The following is a 16,352-nucleotide window of genomic DNA, read 5'->3' as shown; positions in this document are numbered from 1 at the left end:
TTTAGCTTTTAGGTGGTGTGGTATCCAGCTTGCCCATGACTTTGCCGTTGAAGCCGTAGACCTTCTGGTCGCCGCCCAGCTTCACCAGTTCGACGGTGCGCTGCTGGCCCGGCTCGAAACGCACGGCGGTGCCGGCCGCGATATTCAACCGCATGCCGTAGGCTTGCCAGCGCTCGAACTTGAGCTCCGTATTGACCTCGAAAAAATGAAAATGCGAGCCGACCTGCACCGGCCGGTCGCCCTTGTTGGTCACCACGACGGTCGCGGTGGGCCGGCCTTCGTTCATGCCGATCTCGCCCTCTTCGAGCACGTATTCGCCTGGGATCATAGCGATCTCCTTTACGGGATAGGGTTATGGACGGTCACCAGCTTGCTCCCGTCGGGGAACGTCGCTTCGACCTGGATGTCGGGGATCATTTCGGGGATACCTTCCATGACGTCGGCGCGCGTGAGTATCCGCGTGCCGTCGGACATCAGTTGAGCGACGGTTTTGCCGTCGCGGGCACCTTCCATGATGGCGCAGGTAATCAGCGCCACCGCTTCCGGGTAGTTCAACTTCAAGCCGCGTGCCAGGCGGCGTTCCGCCACGATGCCGGCGGTGAAAATCAGCAGCTTGTCTTTTTCTCTTGGCGTCAGGTCCATGGTGGTTCCAGTGTCAGGTTTGCCAGATGCGCGGCGTGATGGCCTCGCGGTCCAGCAGATGCGGGCGCACGCGGCGCCACACGGTGAGCATGAGGCGGCGCGCGGTCTCGCTGTCGTCGCCCAGATGGCGCGCCACCAGCACGCCCTTGGTGTGCGTGACGCCGAAAACGTGGTCGCCGTCGGCGCCGATGTCGGCGCGAATTTGGGACAACAAGTCGGACAGCACGACGGCCGGCAGCGTCTTGCCGGCGGCGATCAGCGTCGCGCACACGGTCCGGCCGTTCAGCGCCAGCGGGCTGTCAAGGCGGCCGCCCAGCATGGCGCCCTGCTCCCACCAGATCAAGCGGCCGTCGCGGCGGATGCTGCTGCGCTGCGTGATCATGCCGCTGTCGAATACCTCGCCCGAACCGCGCCGGCCCATGCACAGGATTTCGCAACCGATGAACGTGGCGCCGGCGGCCAGTTCGATGTCCTGTTCCAGCACGACGTTAGCGGTATCAAAAAAGATCGTCTCTTGCGGCAGCCATTCGAGCGCGGCGTCCGCGTTCACATGCAGGTGCACCGACTGGCGCGACACCTTGCCGTTGGCCTGGTACCACTTGGCCGCGCCCGGCGTGGTGATGAAGGCGTGCGCCCGCGCGCCGACGCCGATGTCGATTTCCAGCCGGTCGCCGCCGACCACGCCGCCCGGCGGGTGGACCACGATGGCGTGGCAGACCTTGCGGTCTTCGGGATACAGCGCCTTCTGCACGCGCAGCGGGCCGTAGTGGATATTGTTGAACAGCCGCGTGGTGCCGGCGTCATCCGCGAATCCGAGCGTGAGGCTGGCCTGCCAGGCGCTGGGACCGGCGGCGAGATCTCGGAGTGCGGTGCAATCGGGCATGGCAGTGCTAACTATGAATAATGCCTTGTCCTATGCAATCCGCGTGCCAGCCCAAATCACCGCTGATGCCGGGCAACAGCAGCTTTACGCACCAAATCGAAGCAAATGCACCACTGCGGTGCGTAAAAATCATTATTAGTAAAAAAATCCCGGGTTTTGCTGACGGCTGTTGTAAATATGTTCCCTGCGGCAAAATATTTCGTGTTTTTCTACGACCGCAAAAGTTCTGCCGCGCGCCGCAAAAGCATGATTTTTTTTGTTCAGGAATAATTGATTCATTAAATCAAAGAAACAAAATCTTATTTTTTACTTAAAGGAGGTCAACATGGCAAGCAAGTCCCTGTCCCGCGCCGTACTCGCCGCCGCAATCGGCGCGATGCTGTTACCGGTATTGAGTGGTGCGGCGGTCTACAGCAACGGCAGCAAAACCAGCACATTCGACGTCACACTGAAAATCATCGCCGACTGCACGATCGCGGCCACGGCGCTGGACTTCGGCCAATCGCAAGGCGTGCTGGCGACCGCGGTCAACGTCAACACCACGCTCAACATCACCTGCACCAACACCACACCATACAACATCGGCCTGAACGCGGGCACCGGCACCGGCTCCACCACCTCGGCGCGCCTGATGAGCGGCACCGCAGCCAACACCAGCACCGTGGCGTTCAACCTGTACCAGGCATCGGGCAGCACCAACTGGGGCAACACGCAGGGTACCGACACCAAATCCGGCGTGGGCACCGGCGTCGCACAAGTCCATACCGTCTACGGCAACGTGCCGGCACAAGCCACGCCGCAGCCGGATACTTATAAGTCGACGATCACCGCGACCGTGTACTTCTAATACCTGCAACACCCTCCGCCGGCAGCCCCCAACCAAGGCTCACCGACGCGATCCAGCAGCATCCCCAGCGCCTAACCCCGCGCTAGATTTTCCCCAGTTTTGTATCGATACCGCCCAAGCGTAGCGGCAGCATCTCACTTGCTTCGACCCTTTGCGTCCGGCCCCTATCTTTTACTTTACTGGAGTTCATCATGACCCGTCGTACCCTGACCCGCATCGCCACCGCCGCCATCGTCACCGCCATGCTGGCGCCCGTTATCGGCGGCGCCGCCGTCTACAGCAACGGCAGCAAAACCTCGACCTTCGACGTCACGATGAAGATCATCACCGACTGCACCATCAACGCCAATCCGCTGGACTTCGGCCAGTCGCAGGGCGTGCTGGCCACCAACGTCAACGTCAACACCACGCTCAACGTCACCTGCACCAACACCACGCCATATAACGTCGGCCTGAGTGCCGGCACCGGCACCGGCTCGTCGACGGCGGCGCGCCTGATGAGCGGTACCGCCGCCAACACCAGCACCGTCGCCTTCAACCTGAACCTGACCGCCGGCGGCGGCAACTGGGGCAACACCCAGGGCACCGACACGCTATCGGGCACCGGCACCGGCGCGGTGCAAAACCACACCGTGTACGGCGTCGTGCCGGCGCAGGCAACGCCACAGCCGGACACCTACAAGTCGACCATCACCGCCACCGTGTACTTCTGATTATTGATCCGCGCTCAAGGGAGCTTTGCGCCGCGCGGTCTTTGTGTGCGGTGGGACTGTCCCCATACTGGTAGCTTCTTGAATTGAATCCGGGAGCACAGCATGAAAGTATTCGTCACAGGCGCGGCAGGTTTTATCGGCGGTTCGATCGCGGCGGGGCTGGTGAAAGCCGGGCATGAAGTTGTTGGCCTGGTGCGCAAGCCTGAGCAGCTGGATGCATTGGCCAAAATCGGCGTGGCAGGCGTGGTCGGCGCCCTCAATGATCGCGAGCTGCTGATCGCCCAGGCGCAGGCGGCCGACGCCGTCATCAACGCCGCCAGCAGCGACAACCGCGCGGCGGTGGAAGCCTTCGTCGACGCCCTGTCCGGCACAGGCAAGGCGTTCCTGCACACCAGCGGCTCCAGCATCGTCGGCGACGCCTCCGGCGGTGAAGGCACGGAGCGCATCTACTTCGAGGACCAGCTGCCGGAACCAACCGCAGACAAGGCGGCCCGCGTCGCCATCGATAACCTGGTGCTGGCCGCAGCCGATAAAGGCGTGCGCTCGGCGGTGCTGTGCAATACGCTGATCTACGGCCACGGCGCGCTGCCGCGCGACAGCGTGCAGCTGCCACGTTTGCTCAAGCAGGCGCGCAAGAGCGGCATCGTGCGTCACGTCGGTCCTGGCCGGAATATCTGGTCGAACGTTCACATCGACGATGTGGTGGATTTGTATTTGCGGGCGTTGGAAAAGACCGAAGCCGGCGCCTTCTACTTCGTCGAAAGCGGCGAGGCCTCGTTCCGCGACATGAGCACCGCCATCGCCCGCGCGCTCAATCTGGGCGAACCGCAGGATTGGCCGCTGGACGAAGCCAAGGAAGAATGGGGTTATGAAATGGCCTCGTACGGCCTCGGCTCCAACAGCCGCGTGCGCGGCCAGCGCGCACGCACGCAGCTTGGCTGGAAGCCGCATCGCCCGTCCGTGTTGGAGTGGATCGCGAACGACATGCTGCGCGAGTGAGGCCTATTGATGGCGATTCGTTCGGAGTGTTGATCTCACCTCATCAGCCCCACTTAAGCGGACGTGAATTGGGGCGAGGTTAAAATAACTCGTCGAGCATCAAGTGGAAGTGCAACTTATCCCGATCAGGCTTGAGGACACCGTATCGCTCCAGGAATCTCTCCTGAAGCGATGCGCCAAACTCTGCGAGGCAGTTCCAAGCGATGGCGAGATCCTGATAGCGATCTGCAATGCCAACTCGACCCACATCGATGCAACCAAGCACCTCCCCGTCGAGGAGGAGCAGATTGTCGAGCGAAAAGTCTCCGTGCGTGACCACCGCATCCGGCGTGAGTGGCAACAGGGCTTGCATCGCGTCCCAGACCTGTTCCACCGTCCAGCCTTCACGCTCGTCATCGAAATCGTCTTCGTCGACCAGATGTGCATCGATGCGTGCTCGCGCACGGGCCAGCCGGTATGCATGCCCGCTCGTGAAAGGACATTCGCTAGTCGGAATTGCATGTATCCGTCGCAGGAACCCTGCGATAGCGTCCACGACGGCGGTTCGGCGTTCGGGATATGCTTCAAGGATCTGGTAAGCAGTTTTTCCGGGAACTGCCGTCATGAGCAACCATGCCTCCTCATCGTTGCGGGTGAACTGCACAACGGCGGGCACTGGCACGTACCTGCCCAGCCAACGCAGCCTGACCATTTCATCGGCGATGTCATCGGCAATGGCATCTTTGCCGTGTTTCAAAAACAATTCGGGAGTATGTGCCTTGCTGTGGAGCCGGTACACGGCTCCACCCGATGCGCCTACAGTGTCGCGTCCCCATTCATATCCGATCAGCTCGGCCGACAGGCTTGCCGGCAAGTGCGCGGCTGTGCACGCTTCCTCGCGATTCATATCATTCATCCGACTCACCTTGGAATCTCGTCCTTTAATACGCGTCATCCCCTGACCGCCTGCCTCTAAGACCAGCAAGCCTATTCGTATATCTTCCCGCAGGAAAGGAACACTGCGAAGCTGTTCGTGTACCTGCATGGTTTCGAGTCAAAAAATTAATGCCAATAAGGTCCGTTTGTGGCCGGCTGTTGTCGGCCCCATTGCAGACCTTCAAATTATAGAAAGTCTGCAACTGAAATACGCCCAATCTAGTGCTGCTGGATAAGCGCAATTGCATCGTACAAGACTTGATCGTTCGTGCCCGTGATCGGTGCCCGTGGGATCGAAAAATCGGGCGTGACTCCCGAAACTTCATCCTTGCCGTTGGGCCGGACAAAATGACTCTTGGGGTAGGTGACCGATATTTTCGTATTCGGCAGCGTAAAGGATTGGACCGACGCATAGTTAGAGGCCACATCTGCGGTTTCTTCACCAATGACTTTGCCGAAACCATAGTCCTGAACGAGTGCAGCGACCGACGCCGCGTTCGAGTAGCTGTGCCGGTTGACTAGGATCCACACCCTTCCTGTGAAGCGGGGGCCGGTACGCGGTTGTGCCAGGGGAAGGTCATATTTGTAACGCGTGCCGTTTGGCTCGCGGGCCTCGGCGTCCATCTGATGCGCGAAGTTTGGGTCTATCTTAGTGCCGGCCGCACGTTGGCGGGCATAGTCGGCTTTGGTCGCGGCGCTCGCCTTCAATGTGAAAGATGAGGCAAAGCGGAATGCTCGGGTGGCGAACCAGGCGACCATTGGGTCACTAAAGCTGTTGTCCCCTCCCGGATTATTGCGTAGGTCGATTATTAGATCGGTGGCGCGGCTGGCAAGAATTTTATGGAAGCTGTCGTCAATGAAGGTCAGGAATGACGCCGCCTGATAGGAAGGCTGGGCCCCGCTCACCGGTTGCTCGGTGTTAAAAAAAGGACCAGGGCGGAGATAGGCAATTCCGTTATCGAGCGGCTTGTAATCGCGTGTGGAGAAGTCGGTGGAAAGGCTCGGGCTCGAAAATTTTGCACCTAAGGCGCTGCGCTGTGCGAGCGTCACCGCCGAGACGGGAACCGTTAGTGCTTTCCCGGCGACGCTCGCTGTTACCATGATCGACCTGACTCCGCCGAGGTCCAGCCATAAGAGCGCTGGGAAGCTCTCCTCCATTTGCGCATACACCATATAGGGCCGCTCCGCAGAAACGTATGAGCTCAGCCGGTTCAGTACGTTATGAATCGGGATGCCGTCAATGGCGGTGATTTCTGTGCCTGCGCGCAGAGTGCCGCTGTCCTCCGCAGGCTCCGTCAGCAACACCCTGGCACCATCAATGCGTACGAAAATAGGCAGCAGCTTTCCGCCGCCTTGCAGATAGCTAACGAACGCGACGATGGGCGCATCGATATGCGCATGCCCGATACGCCCGAAGGCCACGAACTTCTGGAATAGCGTGGCGACCGCCACCGATGTCATTGGCCCTCGAATCGTCGCTGCCAGCGCCCGATAATAGTTATCGTACTCAAGTTTAGATCGATGTGCATACAGGTCGATGTGCGCCTCTTTCAGCATACGATACAGAAACGAGAAATCAGACCGAATGCTCCTAGCGGGCACTTTCGTAGCGGATCCTGTTTCAACGGTAGGCGCTGTTATTGATGCAAACACGGATTGATTCGTCAGAACCAATATTAGCAGGATCGATATTGATAAAAAATGTCTCATCGCCTGTATCTCCCAATTGCCAGCTTTCCTCTTTCTGCGTCAATGCTACTCATCAGACATACCCTGTTTCTCGGTTAGAAATAACCGTCTGTTGTTGGCCGGCTGCAGTCAGACTCTTCGGGCGACTTTCTAGCTGCAGGAAACAATCAATGCCCCGGGCCGATGCGCCTGGACTGGAGCAGCTTTCGAAGATCGGCTGGTATCTGTCCGTTTACAAGACGACGGCTTAACTGCGGAGATGGGTAGATGACCCCGTTCTCTTCGTATCCAGCGATTAGCCAAACCTCGCGATTTTTTACGGTGAAATCAAACACTCCGGCGCAAGATGTGCCGGGTACACTTCCCATGACACCGCGAGCGCTTAGTTTTTCACGTGCCTGACCGAGCCACCATCGCTCTGATTTGAAGTGAATGATTTGTACCTGCTCTCCGTGTTTGGCCGGCGCATCCATTGTTACGCTCTCGACCTCGCCCTTGAAAACAACCTTATTAGCGTGGTCAGAAGACATGAAGACTGCCAAGTCAAACGCCTCTGGCGCTAACTTACATGCACCTGCCTGCCCACTGAAGAGAATAGCCGCGGAACCAAGGATAACTATGGACAGGAAAGCGGGAAGCTTTGTTTTCATCTAAGGCGCTCACGCGGCATGTTTGCTCCTGCCGTTGGCGGAAGCTCGCGCTACTTCTTCGGCAGAGGTATCAGAAATTTTCGCGGCAGAGCGCGAAGGAAGATGCAAAGCCCACCGAATGCCACGAAACCGGCAGCCTTAGCGAAGTGAGAGTTCGGCGAAATCAGTCCCAGACCACCGCGCCGCCAATTAGCAATCCCAACAAAATGACTACAGCAGTCATCCCGTGTCGGACATTTTCCTCATCCATCTTTCCCCCTATGGTTCAGTCATTGTCCGCTGAATGGTAACAGCGGCGGCTCCTGGCCTAAATCGACCAGCGCAGTCACGATAGCATTTTTCTGACGTGACAAATACGCTTATTGTCACGCCCTTCTCGCTGGCTAACGCAATGCCCTTCGGAGATAGTCAAAATCGACTATCTCCACAAGGCTTGTATCAATCCAGGTTTGGATATGGGCTTTTGCCGCCTTCGGCGATGAACAGGTCGATACGCGCTTCCAGCACCGGCAGCGGTACCGAGCCCAGTTGCAGCACGGTGTCGTGGAAGGCGCGGATGTCGAACTTCGAGCCCAGCGCCTGCTCCGCCTTCTTGCGCGCGTTGATGATGCTCATCTCGCCCAGGTAGTAGGACAGCGCCTGGCCCGGCCACGAAATGTAGCGGTCCACTTCCGTCTCGATCTCGTGATCGGACAGCGCGGTGTTGGCGTGCAGGTAGTCCTGCGCCTGCTTGCGGGTCCAGCCCTTGCTATGCACGCCGGTGTCGACCACCAGACGCGACGCGCGCCATGCCTGGTAGCTCAACATGCCGAACACTTCATACGGCGTCTCGTACATGCCCATCTCGACGCCCAGGCGCTCGGTGTACAGCGCCCAGCCTTCGCCGTAGGCCGAGATGTAGCCGTTGCGGAACGGGGGACGGCCCTTCTGCTCCAGAGCGATCGGCATCTGGAAGGCGTGGCCCGGCGCCGATTCGTGCAAGGTCAGCGCCGGCATGCTGTACAGCGCGCGCGACGGCAGGTTGTAGGTGTTGACCAGGTAGACGCCCGGACCGCCACGGCCCGAGGTGTAGAACGGCGCCTGGTCGTCCGGCACCGGGATCACGGCGAAACGGCGGCGCGGCAGATAGCCGAAGTACTGCGAGACCTTGGCGTCGAACTTCTTGGCGACCCAGGCGGAGCGCATCAGCAGCTCTTCCGGCGTCTTGGCGTAGAAGCGCGAGTCGGTGCGCAGGAACTGCAGGAAGGCCGGCAGGTCGCCCTCGAAGCCGGTCTGCTTGATCACGTCCTGCATCTCGGCACGGATCTTGGCCATTTCGCTGACGCCGATCTGGTGGATCTGGTCGGCGCTCATCGAGGTGGTGGTGAATTCGACGATCTTCGACTGGTAATACGCTTTACCATCCGGCAGGCTCTCGGCCGCCAGTTCTTCGCGCGCCTTCGGCACATACTCTTCGCGCATGAACTTCAGGAGCGTTTGATATGACGGCAGCACGTGGGTCTGGATCGCCTGGACCGCCTGCGCGCGCAGTTCTTCCTGCTGCGCCGCCGGCATGGTGGCCGGCATGGTCTTGAACGGCGTGTAGAACACCGTGTCCTGCGGCGTCTTGGCCTCGGTCACGGAAGTGATCGAGCCATCGCGGCCGACCAACGTCACCTTCGGCGGCGTGAAGCCGCGCGCCAGGCCGGCGCGCATGTTGACGATTTCCTCGTTAAAGTAGCGCGGCACGTCGTTCAGCTGCTTCAGGTAGTCCTTGTACTGCTTTTCGGTGGTCAGCGGACGACGCGCGCCGCCGGCCATGTTGGACCAGAAGGCGGTATCGGCGTTGAGCGGCTTTTCGTATTCGCGGAACTGCTGCTGCGCGATCAGCGTGGCGATCTGCGCTTTGTAGACCTGGTAGTTGATACGCTCTTCCGCCGACAGCTTGTCCTGGGAAATGCCGTCCAGCTTTTTCATCACGCCCTGCCAATACGCCAGGCGCTTGTTCTGCGTGCCGACGTCGATGCGCGGCAGCGACGATGAAACGCCGTTGTCGTCATCCTCGTCTTCTTCCTGTTTCTGGCTGATGCGCCACTTCCACTCCTGGGTGTAGATGGCTTTGAATTGGGCGTCGGCCGGGCCGGCCTTGACTACTGGGGCCGCCGCGTTTGCGGCGCTTGTGGCGCCCAGACACAACAGCATGCATGCGCCGGCGATCGCGGCGTTGAACTTCTTTTCCATAATGCTCCAGGGGGAAAGGTTAATCACATATCCAACAAATTACGACGTTCTCTCAGCAGCGCGGTAAACGCCTCGGCGTTGACCGGGCGGCTGAAATAATAGCCCTGCATCTCGTCGCATCCGCGCTCGGTCAGGAACTGCACCTGCTCGCGCGTTTCGACACCCTCCGCGATGACGCGCATGTTCAGGTTGTGCGCCAGCGAGATCACCGACAGCGCGATCGCGGCGTCGGCGGTGTTGGTGGTGACGTCGTCGACAAACGATTTGTCGATCTTCAGCACGTCGATCGGGAAGCGCTTCAGGTAACTGAGGCTGGAATAGCCGGTGCCGAAGTCGTCCAGCGAGATGCTGACGCCGATGTCCTTCAGGCGCCGCAATGCCGCCACCGCCTTGTTCGGATCGCCCATCACCGTGCCCTCGGTGATCTCCAGGCCCAGGTACTCGGCCGCCACGCCGAACTTGCGCAGCGTGCTCTCGACATACGGCACCGTGGCGTCGTTGGCGAACTGGCCGGCCGCCAGGTTGACGGCGACCTTGATGTCGCCCAGGCCCTGGTCGTGCCACACCTTCATCTGCGCGCACACGCTCTCCAGCACCCATTCGCCGATCGAATTGACCAGGCCATATTCCTCGGCCAGCGGGATGAAGCGGTTCGGCGGCACCTTGCCCAGTACCGCGCTATCCCAGCGCAGCAGCGCCTCGGCGCCGACCATCGCGCCGGTCTTCAAACACATTTGCGGCTGATAGTGCACTTCGAATTCGTCGCGCGCGATGGCGCCGCGCAGCTGGCCCTGGATCGCCAGCTTGTCGCGGATTTCGGCGTCCATGCGCTCGGTGAAGAAGGCGTAGTTGTCGCGGCCGATCTCCTTGGCGCGGAACAAGGCGGTGTCGCCGTTGCGCACCAGTTCATCGAAGCTGTCGCCGTCGGTCAGGCTGACGGCGATGCCGATGCTGGAGGTGACGGTGATCTGCTGCTCGTCGATCACCAGCTCCTTGCGCAGGCCGGACAGGATCTTCTGCGCCAGCGCCATCGTCGCACCCAGCTGGGCATCGTCGGAGACGATGATCTGGAACTCGTCGCCGCCCTGACGGGTCACGGTGTCGCCTTCGCGCACCACGCCGCTCAGGAAGGTGGCCACCGTCTTCAATGCCTTGTCGCCCATGTCGTGGCCGTAGGAGTCGTTGATGCTCTTGAAGCGGTCCAGGTCCAGGCACATGACGGCCACGCAGCGGCCTTCGCGCCGCGCCGCGGCCAGCGTCTGCTCGAAGCGCTGGCGCGCCAGCATGCGGTTCGGCAGGCCGGTCAGCGCGTCATGGTTGGAGAGGAAATCGATCAGGTGCTGCTCGGCCTTGCGCTCGGTGATATCCATGAACACCGCCACGTGGTTGATCACATGGCCGGCTTCGTCCTTGACCACCGAAGCGCTGAGCAGGCCCGGATAGGTTTCGCCGTTCTTGCGGCGCGCCAGGATCTCGCCCGACCAGTGGCCGGTATGGACGAGGGACTGCACCATCTGCTCGAAGGAGGCCGCATCCTGGGTGCCTGCATGCAGGATACCCACGCTCTGCCCCATCACTTCCTGCGCCGTGTAGCCGGAAATCTGCGTGAAGGCCGGATTGGTGGCGACGATGCGCGCCTCGCGGTCGGTGACCACGATGGCGTCCTGCGTGGCCTCGAACACCTGGCTGGCCAGGCGCAAAAATTCTTCGTTGGCGCGGCGCTGCTCGATTTCCCTCGCCAGTTCGGCGGTGCGTTCGGCCACCCGCTCCTCCAGCAAGGCCCGTTCGGCGGCCAGCGCCTTCTGCGCGCGCCCCAGCCGCACGTGGGCGTCGGTGCGGGCCAGGATTTCCTCGGTCTGGAAAGGCTTGGCGATGAAGTCCACCGCGCCCAGCGCGAAGCCGCGCACCTTGTCGTCAGTGTCATGCTGGGCCGACAGGAAGATCACCGGCACCTGGCTCAGTTCCGGCGAGGCTTTCAGGCGGCGGCACACTTCGAAGCCATCGATGCCGGGCATGCGGATATCGAGCAGGATCAGTTCCGGCGGGCGCGATTGCGCGGTCCACAGGGCCAGCTCGCCGTTGGGCGCCTGGCGCACGTAATAGCCGGCCTCCGTCAGCAGGTCGCTCAGCAGCTTCAGCGAGGCCGGCGTGTCTTCCACGATCAGCACTTCGCCCTTGGTATGTTGGTCCGACAAATCCCGGTGCATGTAAAACTCTCTCGCCTGGTTCGCTGCTACTGTGGTTGCTGTCGCTATCATATACCTGTCAGGCTTGCGCCTCCAGTTCGGTACCCGCCTCGTCGAGCAAGGCGCACAACTGCGGGTATTGGTACAGCTGTATCATGTGTTCGATCCGTTCGACCACGCCGGCCAGCTGCGGCGGCAAAGGCGCCAGCAGCAACGCCACGCGCGACAGGTTCAACTCCTGCAGCGCGATCTTCAACTGGCGGCGCAGCGCCGGCTCCAGCAGTTCCAGGTCGGCGCGCGACAGCGGCGACGGCAGATGCTGGCGCGCGCTGTGATGGCGGCGCACGAAGTGCAGGCCCAGTTGCTGCTCCAGCACCGCGTACAGGCGATCCTGCTCCACCGGCTTGCGCATGAATTCATCGGCGCCGGCGTTCAGCGCCTCCTGGCGCTCCTCGGCAAAGGCGGACGCGGTCAGCATCACGATGCGCGGCTGCGGACCGGCGGCGTTGGCGCGGATCTGGCGCGTCGCGCTCAAGCCGTCCAGCGCCGGCATGCGCCAGTCCATGAACACCAGGTCGGGCTGCCAGACATCGACCATCGCCAGCGCCTGCGCGCCGTCGCCGACCATCGCCACCTCGAAGCCCAGCGGCTTGAGCAGGCTTTCCAGCAGCGCGCAGCCGTCGGCGTTGTCGTCGGCCACCAGGATGCGGCGCCCGCGCTGCTGCGGCTCCAGCGCGGTCACTTCGTCCTCGCCCTGCGCCTGCGGGCTGTCCGCCACCTGCACCGCGACGGTGAACTGGAATGTGGCGCCGGCGCCAAGCGTCGATTGCACCGACAGCGCGCCGCCCATCAGCTGGACGAACTCGCGCGAGATCGTCAACCCCAGGCCGGTGCCCTCCTTCGCGCCCGGACCGTCGGCCTGGATGAACGGCTCGAAGATGCGGGCCTGGTCCTCGGCGGAGATGCCCGGACCGTTGTCGATCACGGCGAACGCCAGCTCGCAGTGGCCGTTGCGTGAGATGCCGCGCACCCGCAGCGTGACCTTGCCCTGGGCCGTGAACTTGACCGCGTTCGACATCAAATTGAGCAGCACCTGGCGCAGCTTGGTGCCGTCCACGCGGGCGCCGGAAGGCAGGCCGGCGCTGTCCAGCTCCAGCTCGACGCCGGTCTGGCCGGCGCGCATGCTGACCATGTCCATCACTTCCTGCAGCATGTCGTCCAGCTTGACCACCTCGGTCTGCAGCACCGCGCGCCCGGCCTCGATCTTGGACAGTTCGAGGATATCGTTGATCAGCGTGAGCAGGTGCTGGCCGGAGCGGTGGATGATGGCCAGGTTGCGCTTCTCCTCCGGCAGCATGTTCTTGGAGTCCGCCATCAGGCGCGAGAAGCCGATCACGGAATTGAGCGGCGTGCGCAGCTCGTGGCTCATGTTCGCCAGGAACACGCTCTTGGCCTGGTTGGCTGCCTGCGCCTGGCGCACCGCGACCGACAGCGCGTTGGTGCGCTCGGCCACCAGGTCCTCCAGGTGGATGCGGTGGCGGCGCAGCTCGTGCTGCGCGACGCGGCTGGCGGTGACGTCGTAATTGACGCCGACCATGCGCGACGGCTTGCCATTCGCATCGCGGAAGATCATCGCGTCGCCCTTCAGGTAATGGACCGAGCCGTCCTCCCAGATCACGCGGAACTCGCCATCGAATTCGCCGGTGCCGTCCAGCGCCTGCTGCAGCAGTGCCTCGGTCGGCATCGCATCGTCCGGGTGCATCATCTGGCGCCACAGCCCGAACGGCTTGTCGACCTTGCGGCCATCGACGCCGTACAGGCGGTACATCTGCTCATCCCACACCACGACGTCGTTGATGATGTCCCAGTCCCAGATGCCGATGGCCGCCGCGCTGGAGGCGATCTGCAGCCGCTCCTCGCTGGCGTGCATGGAGACGTAGCGGCTGTCCATCAGGCGCACCATGTCGCGGATCGACGCATTCAGGGTTTTCAGCTCGCCGAAGAACCAGTCGCGCGGCGGCAAGGCGCCGGGATTCTGGCCGGCCTTGACGTTGGCGGCATAGCGCTCGATGGTGGTCAGCGGCTTGAGGATCAGTTGCCACAGCAGCAGGTAAAGACTCGCCACCAGCGTCACGTCCAGCACGAAGATCATGCCGGCGATGGTGTACAGGCGCTGGCGCAGCTGCTCGATCAGCACCGCCGGCGAGGCGTACACGGTGATGGTGCCGATGTTCTGGCCGCCGGCGACGATGGCACGCCGCTCGGACAGGAGTTCGGGATTTTCCGGCAGGCGCGTGGCGGCGACCAGTTGGGCCTGGGCGTTGCGGGTCAGGATGAAGGGACGGCTGCTGGCGGCCGGCGCGACCGCGCTGGCGTACAGGTCGCGGTTGCTCAAGCCGCTCTTCATGATGGTGACGATCTGGGTTTCGTCGAAGTTCCAGGCCGGCAGCGCCACGGCGGCGGCCAGCTCGTCGGCGCTGTTGGCCAGCGTCTTGTGCAACTGCTCCCAGCGCTGCGCCCGCTCGACCTGATAGAAGTACAGCGCGAACGTGGTCAGCACCAGCGTCACCACCGCCGTCAACGTGACGCTAACGAACACGGCTATAGATACTCTTCCTGCACGGCGGGCAAGTCGGACCAACATCGGAAAACCATTCTTTGGGGGTTAATCTGCGTTGCTACGACTTAAATCATAGGTTTAAAACGACTGCAAGTCCATGCCTTTTATTGCCTAAAAGGATTTAATTTCTCAAAAAACAATATTTTGCGCATTCAAGCAACATCCTTGACAGGATGCAAATGGTCGCAGGCGTTGGCGGTGCTCAGGAACAGCTTGCCGTTCAGCTGTCGCAGCAGCTCGCTGTTGCGCAGCCGGTCCATCACCGGCCCCTTCACTTCCGCCAGGTTCAGGCCGATGTCGCGCCGCTTCAGGCTCTGGTTCAGCTCGGACAGCGCCATCAGCGCCGTGGTGTCGATCGAACTGACGGCCGTCATCACCAGCACCAGGTGGCGCGCGCTGGCATGGGTCTGCAACTCGCACTCGATGCGCTCGGTCACCGCCTCGACGTTGCCGAAGAACAGGTTGGCGTCGATGCGCAGCACCAGCAGCTCGGGCTGGGTCTCGGCCGGATAGCGCTCGATATTGCGGAAATGCTCGCTGCCGGCGATGCGGCCCAGCACCGCGATGTGCGGCCGGCTGGCGCGCCAGATCAGCGTGCCCATCGACAGCGCCACACCGATGATCACGCCCGCCTCCACGCCCAGCACCAGCACGCCCAGGCAGGTCGCGCCCCAGGCCAGCGCGTCGCCGCGGTCGTACTGCCAGGCGGTGCGCAGGATGCCCAGTTCCAGCATGCCCAGCACGGCGATGATGATGGTCGCGGCCAGCACCGGCAGCGGCAGCAGCGCCAGCCAGCCGGTCGGCGCCATCAGCGCGCAGGCCAGCAGCGTCGCGGTGATCAGGCTGGCCAGCGGCGTATTGGCGCCGGCCGCGAAGTTGACGGCGGAGCGCGACAGGCTGCCGGTCACGGGGAAGCCGCCGGACAGCGCGCTGGCCACATTGGCCGCGCCGAGGCCGATCAGCTCATGGTTGCTGACCAGTTTCTCGTTGCGCTTGAGCGCCAGCGTCTGCGCCGCCGACATCGACATCAGGAAGATGATGAAGCCGATCAGCAGGCCCGGTTGCAGCAAGGGGCGCCAGTGGGCGCTGGACGACGCCAGGTTCAGATGCGGCAGGCCGGCAGGCACGGCGCCGGTGGCGCGCACGCCCAGCTCCGGCAGGCTGGTAAAGGCCATCAGCGCGATGCCGCCCAGCACCACCAGCATCGGCGCCAGCTTGGCGCCGATATCGGCGGCCATCGGCGGCAGGCCGCAGCGTTTCAGCAGGCCGGCCAGGTACAGCTTGGCCAGCACCAGCAGCGCCAGCGAACCGAGGCCCAGCATCGCGCTCGGCGCATGGAAGTGCGGCAGCTCTGCGCCCAGCAAGGTGTGCACCTGGTCGAAGGCGATGACGATGGCGGAACCGACGGTGAAGCCGCTCATCACGGGACGGGAAAAGAAATTGGCCAGGAAGCCCATGCGCAGCAGGCCGCACAGCAGCAGCACCGCGCCCGACACCAGCGCCAGCTGCGCCGCCAGCACGGTGGCCAGCGCGGAACCGGCCGGCGCCAGAGGGCCGATGACGGCGGCCGTCATCAGCGACACGATGGCCATCGGGCCGACCGACTGCGTCATGCTGCTGCCGAACAGCGCGTAGATAATCGGCGGCAGGATCGACGCGTAGATCCCGACCACCGGCGGCAGCCCGGCCACCAGCGCGTAGGCCATGCCTTGCGGGATCATCATCATCGCCACCACCAGCCCGGCGCTGATATCGCCAGGCAGCTGGGCGCGCCGGTATTGCTTCAACCAATGCAGCATTGTTCGTCCACGGTACTTGAAAAATACCGCCAGTCTACGCCATCGGGCTCGACCGGCCCAGCCTCCTTAGAAGATTTTTACATTACGTAATTCGAAAAACGCATAAGGCGAGCTGTTTGCGCCGGCGAGACAGTAGAAATACTGGGTCTGTGGCGCGCGTTGCATTTTCTATTACTATCGGATTCCTTG

The 16,352-nt window shown here is 62.2% G+C and carries 13 protein-coding genes; 3 read left to right on the top strand and 10 right to left on the bottom strand.

Translation table 11 applies throughout. The features are described 5' to 3' along the window. Position 1: 1 nt before the first annotated feature. Genes ACEN9F_RS31535 through ACEN9F_RS31525 form a run of 3 tightly spaced genes read right to left on the bottom strand, consistent with a single transcriptional unit; the run spans position 2 to position 1,525 of the window. Positions 2–328, bottom strand: coding sequence for an urease subunit beta (locus ACEN9F_RS31535; protein ID WP_413426741.1), 327 nt, complete (start codon positions 326–328; stop codon positions 2–4). Between the two features lie 11 nt (positions 329–339). Continuing rightward, complete coding sequence (locus ACEN9F_RS31530) at positions 340–642, bottom strand: urease subunit gamma (protein ID WP_117010090.1); 303 nt, start codon at positions 640–642, stop codon at positions 340–342. 13 nt (positions 643–655) lie between these two features. Then, entirely contained in the window at positions 656–1,525 is an 870-nt protein-coding gene (locus tag ACEN9F_RS31525) for an urease accessory protein UreD (protein ID WP_413426738.1), read from the bottom strand. Between the two features lie 325 nt (positions 1,526–1,850). Here ACEN9F_RS31525 and ACEN9F_RS31520 point away from each other — a divergent pair, with 325 nt between their 5' ends. The 3 genes from ACEN9F_RS31520 (at position 1,851) to ACEN9F_RS31510 (ending at position 4,084) form a co-directional block, all read left to right on the top strand. Continuing rightward, positions 1,851–2,372 carry a spore coat U domain-containing protein gene (locus ACEN9F_RS31520; RefSeq protein WP_413426736.1) on the top strand — a complete coding sequence of 174 codons (522 nt, stop codon included), beginning with the start codon at positions 1,851–1,853 and terminating at the stop codon, positions 2,370–2,372. Positions 2,373–2,563: 191 nt separating this feature from the next. Further along, positions 2,564–3,085: a spore coat U domain-containing protein gene (locus ACEN9F_RS31515; RefSeq protein ID WP_413426734.1), complete on the top strand. Its 522-nt coding sequence runs from the start codon at positions 2,564–2,566 to the stop codon at positions 3,083–3,085. Positions 3,086–3,187: 102 nt separating this feature from the next. Then, positions 3,188–4,084 carry an NAD-dependent epimerase/dehydratase family protein gene (locus ACEN9F_RS31510; RefSeq protein ID WP_413426732.1) on the top strand — a complete coding sequence of 299 codons (897 nt, stop codon included), beginning with the start codon at positions 3,188–3,190 and terminating at the stop codon, positions 4,082–4,084. A gap of 79 nt (positions 4,085–4,163) precedes the next feature. Here ACEN9F_RS31510 and ACEN9F_RS31505 read toward each other — a convergent pair whose 3' ends face one another. From ACEN9F_RS31505 to ACEN9F_RS31475, 7 genes are all read right to left on the bottom strand, one after another. Next, positions 4,164–4,979: an APH(3')-I family aminoglycoside O-phosphotransferase gene (locus tag ACEN9F_RS31505; RefSeq protein ID WP_413426730.1), complete on the bottom strand. Its 816-nt coding sequence runs from the start codon at positions 4,977–4,979 to the stop codon at positions 4,164–4,166. Between the two features lie 239 nt (positions 4,980–5,218). Then, positions 5,219–6,556 carry a S41 family peptidase gene (locus ACEN9F_RS31500; protein WP_413426728.1) on the bottom strand — a complete coding sequence of 446 codons (1,338 nt, stop codon included), beginning with the start codon at positions 6,554–6,556 and terminating at the stop codon, positions 5,219–5,221. A 299-nt stretch (positions 6,557–6,855) separates the two neighbouring features. Beyond that, the gene (locus ACEN9F_RS31495; RefSeq protein ID WP_413426726.1) at positions 6,856–7,338 is read right to left on the bottom strand and encodes a hypothetical protein; all 483 of its coding nucleotides are present in this window, start codon (positions 7,336–7,338) and stop codon (positions 6,856–6,858) included. A 438-nt stretch (positions 7,339–7,776) separates the two neighbouring features. Continuing rightward, positions 7,777–9,558, bottom strand: a complete 1,782-nt coding sequence (locus tag ACEN9F_RS31490; protein ID WP_413426724.1) for a DUF885 domain-containing protein — start codon at positions 9,556–9,558, stop codon at positions 7,777–7,779. Between the two features lie 23 nt (positions 9,559–9,581). Continuing rightward, complete coding sequence (locus tag ACEN9F_RS31485; protein ID WP_413426722.1) at positions 9,582–11,765, bottom strand: EAL domain-containing protein; 2,184 nt, start codon at positions 11,763–11,765, stop codon at positions 9,582–9,584. A gap of 58 nt (positions 11,766–11,823) precedes the next feature. Continuing rightward, positions 11,824–14,343: an ATP-binding protein gene (locus tag ACEN9F_RS31480; protein ID WP_413426720.1), complete on the bottom strand. Its 2,520-nt coding sequence runs from the start codon at positions 14,341–14,343 to the stop codon at positions 11,824–11,826. 173 nt (positions 14,344–14,516) lie between these two features. Continuing rightward, positions 14,517–16,163 carry a SulP family inorganic anion transporter gene (locus ACEN9F_RS31475; RefSeq protein WP_413426718.1) on the bottom strand — a complete coding sequence of 549 codons (1,647 nt, stop codon included), beginning with the start codon at positions 16,161–16,163 and terminating at the stop codon, positions 14,517–14,519. Positions 16,164–16,352 lie beyond the last annotated feature (189 nt).

It is taken from the genome of Duganella sp. CT11-25 (assembly GCF_047302815.1).
GTDB lineage: Bacteria > Pseudomonadota > Gammaproteobacteria > Burkholderiales > Burkholderiaceae_D > Rugamonas.
Note: the sequence above shows the minus strand (reverse complement) of the source record. Positions and strands in the feature narration are given on the sequence as shown.

Bases quoted from the DNA above. Each gene is read 5' to 3' on its own strand.
- ACEN9F_RS31525 (WP_413426738.1), bottom strand. From the start codon at position 1,525: ATGCCCGATTGCACCGCACTCCGAGATCTCGCCGCCGGTCCCAGCGCC.
- ACEN9F_RS31485 (WP_413426722.1), bottom strand. From the start codon at position 11,765: ATGCACCGGGATTTGTCGGACCAACATACCAAGGGCGAAGTGCTGATC.
- ACEN9F_RS31535 (WP_413426741.1), bottom strand. From the start codon at position 328: ATGATCCCAGGCGAATACGTGCTCGAAGAGGGCGAGATCGGCATGAAC.
- ACEN9F_RS31500 (WP_413426728.1), bottom strand. From the start codon at position 6,556: ATGCTGAAAGAGGCGCACATCGACCTGTATGCACATCGATCTAAACTT.
- ACEN9F_RS31520 (WP_413426736.1), top strand. From the start codon at position 1,851: ATGGCAAGCAAGTCCCTGTCCCGCGCCGTACTCGCCGCCGCAATCGGC.
- ACEN9F_RS31515 (WP_413426734.1), top strand. From the start codon at position 2,564: ATGACCCGTCGTACCCTGACCCGCATCGCCACCGCCGCCATCGTCACC.
- ACEN9F_RS31495 (WP_413426726.1), bottom strand. From the start codon at position 7,338: ATGAAAACAAAGCTTCCCGCTTTCCTGTCCATAGTTATCCTTGGTTCC.
- ACEN9F_RS31490 (WP_413426724.1), bottom strand. From the start codon at position 9,558: ATGGAAAAGAAGTTCAACGCCGCGATCGCCGGCGCATGCATGCTGTTG.
- ACEN9F_RS31505 (WP_413426730.1), bottom strand. From the start codon at position 4,979: ATGAATGATATGAATCGCGAGGAAGCGTGCACAGCCGCGCACTTGCCG.
- ACEN9F_RS31510 (WP_413426732.1), top strand. From the start codon at position 3,188: ATGAAAGTATTCGTCACAGGCGCGGCAGGTTTTATCGGCGGTTCGATC.
- ACEN9F_RS31530 (WP_117010090.1), bottom strand. From the start codon at position 642: ATGGACCTGACGCCAAGAGAAAAAGACAAGCTGCTGATTTTCACCGCC.
- ACEN9F_RS31475 (WP_413426718.1), bottom strand. From the start codon at position 16,163: ATGCTGCATTGGTTGAAGCAATACCGGCGCGCCCAGCTGCCTGGCGAT.